The 12,061-nt window shown below is 77.2% G+C and carries 1 protein-coding gene; it reads right to left on the minus strand.

Annotated elements, in window-relative coordinates:
* Positions 1-12,061 (minus strand): type I polyketide synthase (locus ABZY91_RS39595; protein WP_355408810.1); only part of this gene is annotated, 12,061 nt, incomplete at both ends.

The raw sequence follows: 12,061 nt of genomic DNA on the forward strand, positions 1-12,061 counted from the left end.
GCCGGGCCGGCGCCCGGACCAGGCCGCGCAGCAGGGCGGGGACGCCGCCGGTGCCCGCCTGCGCGGCGATCGCCCGGGTGTCCAGCCGGACCGGCAGCACCATCGCCTCGTCCACGCCGTGCGCCGCGTCGAACAGTTCCAGGCCCTCCCGCGGGGCGAAGGCGACGATCCCGCCGCGCGCGATCCGCCGCAGGTCGGCCTCGTCCAGGCCGCCGGTCATGCCGGTGCTGTTCGCCCACAGGCCCCAGGCCAGCGAGCCGGCGGTCAGCCCCCGGGCCCGGCGGCGGTGCGCCAGGCCGTCGAGGAAGGCGTTGGCCGCCGCGTAGTTGCCCTGGCCCATGCCGCCGAAGACGCCGGCCAGTGAGGAGAAGAGCAGGAACGCGGAGAGCTTGGTCCCTTCCGTCAGCTCGTGCAGGTGGACGGCCGCGTCGACCTTGGGGCGCAGCGCGGTGTCGAGCTGTTCGGGCGTCATCTCGGCGACCAGGCCGTCGGCCAGCACGCCCGCGGCGTGCACCACGGCGGTCAGCGGGTGCTCGGCCGGCAGGCCGTCCAGCAGGGCGGCCAGCGCCTGCCGGTCGGCGGCGTCGCAGGCGGCCACCTCGACCAGCGCGCCGAGCCGGGTCAGTTCGTCGCGCAGCTCCGGGGCGCCCTCGGCCAGCAGGCCGCTGCGGCTGGTCAGCACCAGGTGCCGCACGCCGTGCTCGGTCACCAGGTGCCGGGCGACATGGGCGCCGATCGCGCCGGTGCCACCGGTGACCAGTACCGTGCCCTCGGGATCCCAGGCCGGCGTGGCCGGGTCCTCGGCGCGCGGCACCCGGGCCAGCCGGGGTACGAAGGCCGCGCCGTCGCGCAGCGCGACCTGCGGCTCGCCGCTCGCCAGCGCCGCGCCCAGCGCCGCCCGGGAGGAGGGCAGGTCGTCGAGGTCCAGCAGGACGAACCGGCCGGGGTTCTCGGTCTGCGCCGAGCGCAGCAGGCCCCAGACGGCGGCCTGCGCGAGGTCGGACACGTCGTCGCCGGGCTGCGTCGCGACGGCCCCCTCGGTGACCAGCGCCAGGGTGCTGCCGGCCAGCCGGTCCTCGGCCAGCCAGTCGCGGACCGTCTCCAGCGCGTGCCCGGTGGCCGCCCGCACGGCGTCGGCCAGTGGCCCGGTGCCCTCCTGCCCGCAGCGGGCCAGCACCAGTGCGGGCACCGGCCCGTCGGCGGCGAGCAGGTCGGCGACGCGCCCGCCGGCCGGCAGCTCGGTCCAGGTCGCCGCGTCGGTGTCCGGCAGGGCCGGCCGCCTCCACTCGACCCGGTACAGCTCCTCGTGGAGGGCGGTGCGGGCCGGGCGCACCTGGTCGGCGGAGACCGGGCGCAGCACCAGCGACTCGGCCGAGGCGACCGGACGTCCGGTGCTGTCGGCGACCAGCACGGCCACCGAGTCGCGCCCGGTGGGCGTCAGCCGCAGCCGGACCGACGCCGCGCCCCGGGCGTGCAGGGCGACGCCGGTCCAGGAGAACGGCAGCCACCCCTGGCTCTCGCCCTCGGGCCCGGTGCCCGGCAGGACGTCGAAGACCAGTGCGTGCAGGGCGGCGTCCAGCAGCGCGGGGTGCAGGCCGTAGCGGCCGGCCTCGCCGCGCGGGCCGTCCGGCAGCTCGGCCTCGGCGAACACCTGCTCGCCGAGGCGCCAGGCCGCGCGCAGGCCCTGGAACGCCGGGCCGTAGCCGAAGCCGCCGGCGGCGAACCGCTCGTACAGGCCGTCGACGGGCAGCGGGACGGCGCCGGCCGGCGGCCACTGGGCGAGGTCCTCGGGCTCGGCGGGCGCGGCCGGGGCGAGCAGGCCGTCGGCGTGCCGGGTCCACTCCTCCTCGGGGCCGTCCTCCGGCCGGGCGTACACCGTCAGGCTCCGGGCGCCGGACGGCTCGGGGGCGCCGATCAGGAGCTGGAGCACCGTGCCGCCGGTGGCGGAGAGCACCAGGGGGGCCTGCAGGGTCAGTTCCTCGACCTGTCCGCAGTCCGCCTGGTCGGCGGCCCGCACGGCCAGTTCCAGGAAGCCGGTGGCGGGGAAGAGCACGCCGTCGAAGACCCGGTGGTCGGCCAGCCACGGCTGGGTCCGGCAGGAGAGCCGGGTGGTGAACAGGAAGCCCTCGCCGCCGGCCAGTTCGACCGCCGCGCCGAGCAGCGGGTGGTCCACCGCCAGCAGCCCGGCCGACGGCAGGTCGGCCTCGGGGGCGGTCGCCTCCAGCCAGTAGCGCCGGTGCTGGAAGGCGTAGGTGGGCAGGCCGGCGGCCTCGCGCGGGGCTGTCGGCGGGAAGCGGCGGCTCCAGTCCACCGGTGTGCCGTGGGCGTGCAACCGGGCCAGCGCGGCGGTCAGTGCCGCCTCCTCGGGCTGGTCGCGGCGCAGCAGCGGAACCAGCAGCGCGCCGGGTGACCGCTCGGCCAGGCAGTCCTGGCCGAGCCCGGTCAGTGAGCCGTCCGGACCCAGTTCGAGGTAGCGGTCGACGCCGGCCGCCTCCAGGCGGTCGATGCCGGCCCGGAACTCGACCGTGCCGCGCACCTGGTCGACCCAGTGCTCGGGGGAGGCCAGCTGTTCGGCGGTGGCGAGGGCCCCGGTCCGGTTGGCGACCAGCGGGATCCGCGGCGGGCGGAACTCCAGGGTGCTCGCCACCGCGCGGAACTCGGCCAGCATCCCGTCCATGTGCGGGGAGTGGAAGGCGTGGCTGACCCGCAGCCGGCGCGAGCGCCGGCCCAGGGCCTCCCAGTGCGCGGCGAGTTCCGCCACCGCCCGCGGGTCGCCGGAGACCACGGTCGAGGCCGGGCCGTTGACGGCGGCCAGTGAGAGGAGGTCGGCCCGCTCGGCGAGCATCGGTGCCAGTTCCTCGGCCGAGACGGTCAGCGCCACCATCGCGCCGCCGGCCGGCATCGCCTGCATCAGCCGTCCGCGGGCCGCCACCAGGGCGGCCGCGTCGGGCAGTGAGAGCACCCCGGCGACATGGGCGGCGGTGAGCTCGCCGATCGAGTGGCCGAGCAGGTAGTCGGGGGTGATGCCCCAGTGCCCGGCCAGCTCGAACAGCGCGGTGCCGAGCGCGAACAGGGCCGGCTGGGTGTACTCGGTGCGGGCCAGGGCCTCGCCGTCCGCGATCACCTCGTGCAGCGGGCGTTCCAGCAGCGGGTCCAGTGCGGCGCAGACCCGGTCGAAGGCGTCCGCGAAGACCGGCTGGGAGCGGTAGAGCTCCAGGCCCATGCCGGGCCGCTGACTGCCCTGTCCGGAGAACAGGAAGGCGGTCCTGCCGGGCCGGCCGGCGGTGCCGGTGACCACGCCGGGGTGCTCGGTGCCGGCCGCCAGCGCGGCGAGTGCCCCGGCGCGCGCGGCACGGTCGGCGCCGAGCAGCACGGCGCGGTGCTCGAAGCCCGCCCGTCCGGCGGCCAGCGCGGCGCCCGGGTCCCGGTCCGGTCCGGTCCGCTCGTGCGCCAGCAGCCGGGCGGCCTGCCCGCGCAGCGCCTCGAGGGTCCGGGCCGACAGCAGCCACGGTCCCCCGGCGGGAACCGACGGCTCCGCCGCCTCGGCCGGGACGTGCTCCAGCACGGTGTGCGCGTTGGTGCCGCTGACACCGAAGGAGGAGACACCGGCCCGGCGCGGGTGGTCGGTGGCGGGCCACGCGGTGTGCTCGGTGAGCAGCTCCACGGCGCCCGCGGTCCAGTCGATGAACGGCGAGGGCCGGTCGACGTTCAGGGTGCCGGGCAGGATCCCGTGCTGCATCGCCAGCACCATCTTGATCACGCCCGCGATGCCGGCGGCGGCCTGGCTGTGGCCGATGTTGGACTTCAACGAGCCCAGCAGCAGGGGTCGTTCGTCCCCGCGCTGCTGTCCGTAGGTGGCCAGCAGGGCCTGCGCCTCGATCGGGTCACCCAGCTTGGTGCCGGTGCCGTGCGCCTCCACCGCGTCGACCTCGGCGGCGGACAGGCCCGCCGAGGCCAGCGCCTGGCGGATCACCCGCTGCTGCGAGGGGCCGTTGGGGGCGGTCAGGCCGTTGCTGGCGCCGTCCTGGTTGACCGCCGAGCCGCGGACCAGGGCGAGCACCGGGTGGCCGTTGCGGCGGGCGTCGCTGAGGCGCTCCAGCAGCACCAGCCCGGCGCCCTCGGCCCAGGCGGTGCCGTCGGCGGCCGCGGCGAAGGGCTTGCACCGGCCGTCGGGCGCCAGCCCGCGCTGGCGGCTGAACTCGACGAACGCGTCCGGCCGGGCCATCACCGTCACGCCGCCGGCCAGCGCCAGCGAGCACTCGCCGGCGCGCAGCGCCTGGGCGGCCAGGTGCAGGGCCACCAGCGCCGAGGAGCAGGCGGTGTCCACCGTGACGGCGGGGCCCTCCAGACCGAAGGTGTAGGCGATCCGCCCCGACGCCACGCTGCCGGCGCTGCCGATGCCCAGGTAGCCCTCGAACTCCTCCGACGGCTTGGTCATCCGGGAGCCGTAGTCCCGGTAGCTGGAGCCGACGAAGACCCCGCCCCGGCTGCCCTTGAGCGTCGTCGGGTCGATCCCGGCCCGCTCGAACGCCTCCCAGGCCACTTCGAGGAGCAGCCGCTGCTGCGGGTCGACCGAGACCGCCTCGCGCGGCGAGATCCCGAAGAACGCCGGGTCGAAGTCGGCGGCGTCGTACAGGAAGCCGCCCTCGCGGGCGTAGGTGGTGCCGACCGTCGCGCCGTCCGGGTCGTAGAGGCCCTCCAGGTCCCAGCCGCGGTCGGTGGGGAAGCCCGAGATCGCGTCGGTGCCGCTCATCAGCAGCCGCCACAGGTCCTCCGGCGAGCGCACCTCGCCGGGGAAGCGGCAGCCCATCGCGACGATCGCGACCGGGTCGTCGGCCGCGTCCGGGGCGGCCTCGACGGCTGCCGCCGCCTCGTCCGCGGCCTGGACCGCCGCCTCGGCCGCCGCCGGGTCGCCGCCCGGGAGTCGGGCGAGCAGGTGGTCGGTGAGCACGGCCGTGGTCGGGAAGTCGAAGACCAGGGTGACCGACAGTCGCAGTCCGGTCGCCTCGGCCAGCCGGTTGCGCAGTTCCACGGCGGTCAGCGAGTCGAAGCCGATGTCCTTGAAGACCCGCTCGGGCTCGATCGCCGACGGATCCGCGTGGCCCAGCACCGCGGCGACCTCGCCGCGGATCAGCTCGCCCAGCGCCGCCCGGCGCTCGGGCAGCGGCAGTCGGGCCAGCCGGGCGGCCGGCGACGACTCCTCACCGGCGGTCGCGGCGCCCGCCGCGGCCTGCGGCAGGTCCTTCAGTACGGCGCTGGGTCGCAGCGCCGTGTAGGCGCGGACGAACCGCTCCCAGGCGAAGTCGGCCACCACCACCGCGCTGTCGTCGTGGTCCAGTGCCTGCTGAAGGGCGACCAGCGCGGCATCGGGGTCCATCGCCGGAAGGCCGTTGCGGATCAGCCGCTCGCTCACCGCGCCGCCGGCCAGGCTCTCCCCGCCCCACAGGCCCCAGGCCACCGAGGTGGCCGCCCGTCCGGCCGCCCGGCGCTGCTCGGCCAGGGCGTCCAGGAAGGCGTTGGCCGCCGCGTAACTGCCCTGCCCCGTGCCGCCCAGCGTGCCGGCCAGCGAGGAGAACAGCACGAAGGCCGACAGCTCGTGGTCCCGGGTCAGCTCGTCGAGGTGCAGCGCCGCGTCCATCTTGGGCCGCAGCACGTGCGCCGCCCGCTGCGCCGTCAGCGTGTCCAGCACGCCGTCGTCCAGCACGCCCGCCGCGTGCACCACCGCGCGCAGCGGCAGCTCGGCCGGGATGCCGGCGAGCAGCGTCGCCACCTGCTGCCGGTCGGAGACGTCGCACGCCACCACGGTGGCCTCCGCCCCCGACTCGGCGAGCTCGGCGACGAGTTCGGCGCAACCCGGCGCCGCCGGGCCCTGGCGGCCGGTCAGCAGCAGATGGCGCGCCCCGCCCCGGGCCAGCCAGCGGGCCACCCGCGCGCCCAGCGCGCCGGTGCCGCCGGTGACCAGCACCGTGCCGTCCGCCGGTGGCGTCCAGGCCCGCGCCGGGGTGCGCGCGCCGGTCCCGGCCGGGACCAGCCGACGGGCGAACAGGCCGGCGGAGCGCACCGCCACCTGGTCCTCGCCCTCGCCGCCGGCCAGGACCCCGGCCAACCGGGCCCGCGCCCGGTCGTCGAGCCGGGCGGGCAGATCCACCAGCCCGGCCCAGCGCTGCGGGTACTCCACCGCGGCGACCCCGCCGAGGCCCCAGGCCGTCGCCTGCGCGGGGCCGCTCAGCGGGTCCGAGCGGCCCACCGACACCGCGCCGCTGGTCGCGCACCACAGCGAGGCGTCCGGGGCGGCGTCACCGAGCGCCTGGAGCAGCGCCACCAGCGCGACCAGTCCGGCCGGCAGCGCGGTGCCCTCCGCGTGCGGCCGCTCGTCCAGCGCCAGCAGCGACAGCACGCCGTCCGGCCGCAGCTCGCCCAGCCGCGCGGCCAGTGCGGCCCGGTCGGCGTCGGCGACCGCCAGCACCGCCGCCTCGGCACCGTGCTCGCCCAGCGCCAGGACGCAGTCCGCGACCAGCGGGTGGTCCGCCGCCGACGCCGGGACGGCGACCAGCCAGCTCCCCCGGGGGCCGGAGCCCGTGACGGCCGTCAGCGGCCGCCACTGGACCCGGTAGCGCCAGCCGTCCACCGCGGCGCGGTCCCGGCTGCGCCCGAGCCAGTCGCCCAGCGCGGGCAGCACACCGCTCAGGGCCGCGCGGGTGCCGGCGTCCTCGATCCGCAGCGAGTCGGCCAGCGCGGCCGCGTCCCCGCGGCCCACCGCGTTCCAGAAACCCTCGTCCAGCGGCGCCGCCTCCGGCTGCCCGTCCGCCTCGGGCACCATCCAGAAGTGGGAACGCTGGAACGGGTAGGTGGGCAGCTCGGTGCGCCGGGCCGACGCGCCGGCGAACGGCGCGGCGAGGTCCACCGCGGCGCCCCGCACGTGCAGTTCGGCCAGCGAGGTGAGGAACCGCTCCCGGCCGCCCTCGTCCCGGCGCAGCGTGCCGGCCACCGCGGCGCCGGTGCCCGCCGCCTCGGCGGCCTGCTCCAGCCAGACGGTCAGCGCGGGGTGCGTGGACGACTCCACGAACACGTCGTAGCCGTCGGCCAGCAGCGCGCGGGCGGTACGCCCGAACTCCACCGGCCGGCGCAGGTTGCGGTACCAGTAGCCGGCGTCCAGCAGCCCGCCGTCCAGCGGCCCACCGGTGACGGTGGAGTAGAAGACGCTCTCGCCGGCGCGCGGCGACACGTCCGCCAGCAGGGTCAGCAGCTCCTGCTCGATCTCCTCCACCTGGGCCGAGTGCCCGGCGAAGTCCACACCGGGGACGCGCCAGTTCATCACGCCGTCGGCCGACAGCGCGTCCGACAGCTCGGCCAGCGCGGCCGGATCGCCGGAGAGCGCCACCGAGGTCGGGCTGTTGACCGCCGCCACCCCGATCAGGTCGCCGAACGCGGCGAGCCGGCCGGTCAGTTCCTCCACCGCCATGGGCACGAACAGCATCGCGCCCCGCCCGGCCAGGACCCGCAGGGCCCGGCTGCGCAGCGCGACCACCTTGGCGCCGTCCTCCAGGCTCAGCGCGCCGGCCACCACCGCGGCGGCGACCTCGCCCTGGCTGTGGCCCACCACCGCGTCCGGCACGACGCCGTACGAGCGCCACAGGGCGGCGAGCGAGACCATCATCGCGAACAGCACCGGCTGCACCACGTCCACCCGGTCCATCGGGTCGTCCGAGCGCAGCACCTCCAGCAGCGAGTAGTCCGTGTAAGGCGCCAGGGCCCGCTCGCACTGCGCCAGCCGCTCGGCGAACACCGGCTCGGTGTCCAGGAGTTCGAGGGCCATGCCGACCCACTGCGAACCCTGGCCGGGGAAGACGAGGACGGTGCGGCCGTGCTGCCCCGCCACGCCCCGGGCCAGGCCGGCCCCGGTGCGGCCGGCGATCAGCGCGTCCAGCCCGCGCGCGAACTCGGCCGGCTCGGTGGCGACCACGGCCGCGCGGTGCTCGAAGGAGGTCCTGGTGGTGGCCAGCGACCAGCCCACGTCCACCGGCTCCTGGCCCTGCTCGGCCAGCGTGCGCAGCTGCTCGGCCTGCGCCCGCAGCGCCTCCGGGCTGCGTCCGGAGAGCAGCCACGGCACGGCCCGGCGGGCGGCGGCCCGCTCGGCGGCCGGCGGTTCGGCCGGCGGCTGCTCGACGATCACGTGCGCGTTGGTGCCGCTCAGCCCGAACGAGGAGATCCCGGCCCGGCGCGGCCGCTCGGCCCCGCCCTCCCAGGGGCGGGCCTCGGTCAGCAGCTCGACGGCGCCCGCCGTCCAGTCCACGTTGGGCGACGGCTCACCCAGGTGCAGCGAGCGCGGCAGCACGCCGTGCCGCATCGCCAGCACCATCTTCATGATCCCGCCGACCCCCGCGGCGGCCTGGGTGTGCCCGATGTTCGACTTCAGCGAGCCCATCAGCAGCGGCCGGTCCGCCGGGCGGTCCTGCCCGTAGGTGGCCAGCACCGCGTCGGCCTCGATCGGGTCGCCGAGCCGGGTGCCGGTGCCGTGCGCCTCGACCGCGTCGACCTCGGCGCCGGTCAGCCCGGCGTCGGCCAGGGCCTGGCGGATCACCTCGCGCTGCGCCAGGCCGCTGGGGGCGGTCAGGCCGTTGCTGGCGCCGTCCTGGTTGACCGCGGAGCCGCGCAGCACCGCCAGCACCGGGTGGCCGTTGCGCCGCGCGTCGGAGAGGCGTTCCAGTACCAGCAGGCCGACGCCCTCGGCCAGCCCGAAGCCGTCCGCCTCGGCGGAGAAGGACTTGCACCGGCCGTCGGCGGCCAGGCCGCGCTGGCGGCTGAAGCCGGTCAGCGACAGCGGGGTGCCGATCACCGCGGCGCCGCCGGCCAGCGCGAGCGTGCACTCGCCGGCGCGCAGCGCCCGGGCCGCCAGGTGGACGGCGACGAGTGAGGACGAGCAGGCGGTGTCGATGGTCACCGCCGGGCCGCGCAGGCCCAGGGTGTACGCCACCCGCCCGGTCAGCACGCTGGTCGACACGCCCGCGATGAACAGGCCCTCCAGCTCGTCGGGCACCCGGTCCATGCTGCCGCCGTAGCCCTGGTAGGCGGCGCCGGCGAACACGCCGACCCGGGAGCCCCGCAGGGTGCTCGGGTCGATGCCGGCGCGCTCCAGCGCCTCCCAGGAGGTCTCCAGCAGCAGGCGCTGCTGCGGGTCCATGGCCAGTGCCTCGCGCGGCGAGATGCCGAAGAACGCCGGGTCGAAGTCGCCGGCGCCGTGCACGAAGCCGCCGGCGGTGCTGTAGCTGGTGCCCGGGCGGTCGGGGTCGGCGTCGAAGAGGCCGGCCAGGTCCCAGCCGCGGTCCGCGGGCAGTTCGCCGATCGCGTCGAGTTCGCCGGCCAGCGCCTGCCACAGCCGTTCGGGGGAGTCGATGCCGCCGGGGTAGCGGCAGCTCATCGACACGATGACGACCGGGTCCTCGTCCGCCGCGACGGTGGTGACGGCCGTGACGGCCGCCTCCGGGGCGGGCGCCCCGGCGCCGAAGAGTTCGGCCGCCAGGTGCCGGCCCAGCGCACTCGCGGAGGAGTAGTCGAAGACCACGGTCACCGGCAGTCGCAGCCCGGTCGCGGTGTTCAGCCGGTTGCGCATCTCCACGGCGGTCAGCGAGTCGAAGCCCAGGTCGCGGAAGGCCCGCGCCGAGTCGACGGCGGAGGCCGAGTCGTGGCCGAGCACCCCGGCGGCGACCGAGCGCACCAGCTCGGTCAGCTCCCGGTCCCGTTCGGCGGCGGGGAGCCGGCGCAGCCGGTCCCGCAGCTCTCCCGCGGTGCCGGCCGGCTCGTCCGGGGCGGGTTCGGAGGCCAGCGCCACCCGCACCTCGGACAGGTCCCCGATCAGCGGGCTGGGCCGCGCCGAGGTGAAGACCGGTGCGAAACTGCCCCAGTCCACGTCGGCGACGATCGGCACCACCTCGTCGCCGTCCAGCACCTGCTGGAGGGCCGTCACCGCGAGGGCGGGCGGCATGAACACCACGCCCTGCGCCCGCAACTGCTCCTCCACCAGCTGCGCGGCCATGCCCGCGCCGCCCTCCGGGCTCCAGATGCCCCAGACCACCGAGGTGGCGGCCAGGCCCTGCGCGTGCCGGCGCTCGGCCAGCGCGTCCAGGTAGGCGTTGGAGGCGGCGTAGGCGCCGTGGACGGCGCTGCCCCAGATCGAGGAGATGGAGGAGAACAGCACGAAGGCGTCCAGCTCGGTGTCCCGGAACAGCTCGTCGAGGTTGGCCGCGCCGCCGACCTTCGCGTACAGGGTGTCGGCGAACTCGGGCAGGTCGGTGTCGGCCAGCGGCACCAGCAGGCCGGCGCCGGCCGCGTGGAGCACCGAGCGGATCTGCTCGCCGTCGGCGCGCAGCCGCTCCACCAGGGCGCCCAGTGCCGCCCGGTCGGCCACGTCGCAGGCGGCCAGGGTGACCCGGCAGCCGAGTGCGGTGAGCTCCGCCGCGAGTTCGCTCGCGCCGGGCGCCTGCGGCCCGGCCCGGCCGGCCAGCACCAGGTGCTCGGCGCCGGTCCTGGCCGTCCAGCGGGCGATCTGGGTGCCGATCCCGCCGGTTCCGCCGGTGATCAGCACGGTCCCGCGCGGTTGCCAGGGCTGCCGGGCCCCGGTGCGGGCCTGACGTCGGGTGCCGCGGACCAGCCGCCGCCCGAAGCCGCCGTCCCGGCGCACCGCCACCTGGTCCTCGTCGCCGGCCCCGGCCAGCAGCCGGCCCAGCAGGGCCGCGCCCTGGTCGTCCAGCTGTTCGGGGAGGTCCAGCAGGCCGCCCCAGGCGCGCGGGTACTCCAGCGCCGCGACCCGGCCGAGTCCCCAGCTCAGCTGCTGGCCGGGCTTCGGCGGGCCGTCCTGCGGTCCGACCGCGACCGCTCCGGCGGTCGCCCACCACTGCGGGCAGCCCACCGTCAGGTCGGCCAGCGCCTGGACCAGCGCCAGGTTCAGCGCGAGGCCGACCGGGACCACCGGGTGCGCCGGGTGCGGCCGTTCGTCCAGTGCCAGCAGCGAGAGCACCCCGTCGAGCGGAGCGGCGGCCGGTCCGGCCAGCCGCTCGGCCAGCACGGCGCGCCCGGTGTCGGCCTCGGCCAGCTCGACGGTCAGCAGCTCGGTGCCGGCCAGCACCCGGGTGCAGGCCGCGACCAGCGGGTGGTCGGCCCGCGCGGCGGGCACCAGCAGCAGCCACCGCCCGCTCGGCGCGGCGTCGTCCGTACCGGCCGCCAGCCGCCGCCAGGTCACCCGGTAGTGCCAGGAGTCCACCCGCTCCTGCTCGCGGCTGCGGGCGTGCCAGTCCGCCAGCGCGGGAAGCACCGTGCTCAGCGGGGCCTGCGGTTCGACGCCCAGCGTGTCGGTCAGCTCCGCGAGGTTGCCCTCGCGCACCGCTGACCAGAACCGCTCGCCGGCCGGATCGGTCGCCGGACGCGGCCGGTCGGGGGCCTGGAGCCAGTAGCGGCGGCGCTGGAAGGCGTAGCCGGGGAGCTCGACCGGCCGGCCGCCGCGCGGCGCGCCGTAGAGGGCCGGCCAGTGCGGGGAGCGGCCCGCCGCGTGCGCCTCGCCGAGGGCCAGCAGGAAGCGGGGGAGTCCGCCCTGGTCGCGGCGCAGCGTGCCGAGTGCGGCCGCCTCCACCTCGGCGGCCTCGGCGCTCTGCTGCACACCGAAGGTCAGCACCGGGTGCGCGCTGGCCTCCACGAAGTAGCGGAAGCCGTCGGCCAGCAGGGCCCGGGTGGCGGCCTCGAACTCCACGGTCTGCCGCAGGTTGCGGTACCAGTAGCCGGCGTCCAGCTCCTCGCCGCCCAGCCGGCGGCCGTCGACGGTGGAGAAGAACGGCAGCCGGGCCGCCGTCGGGCGCAGGCCGGCCAGGTCGGAGAGCAGCCGCTCGCGGATCCGCTCGACCTGCGCCGAGTGCGAGGCGTAGTCCACCGGGATCCGGCGGGCGGTCGGGTCCGCGGCGAGCAGTTCCTCGATCGCGTCGTTGTCGCCGCTGACGACGACGGCGGTGGGGCCGTTGACGGCGGCGACGGAGAGGCGGTCGTGCCAGGGGGCGATGAGTTGGTGGGTGTGGTC

The sequence above is a fragment of the Kitasatospora sp. NPDC002965 genome, assembly GCF_040611255.1.
In the GTDB taxonomy this organism is placed as follows: Bacteria; Actinomycetota; Actinomycetes; order Streptomycetales; family Streptomycetaceae; genus Kitasatospora.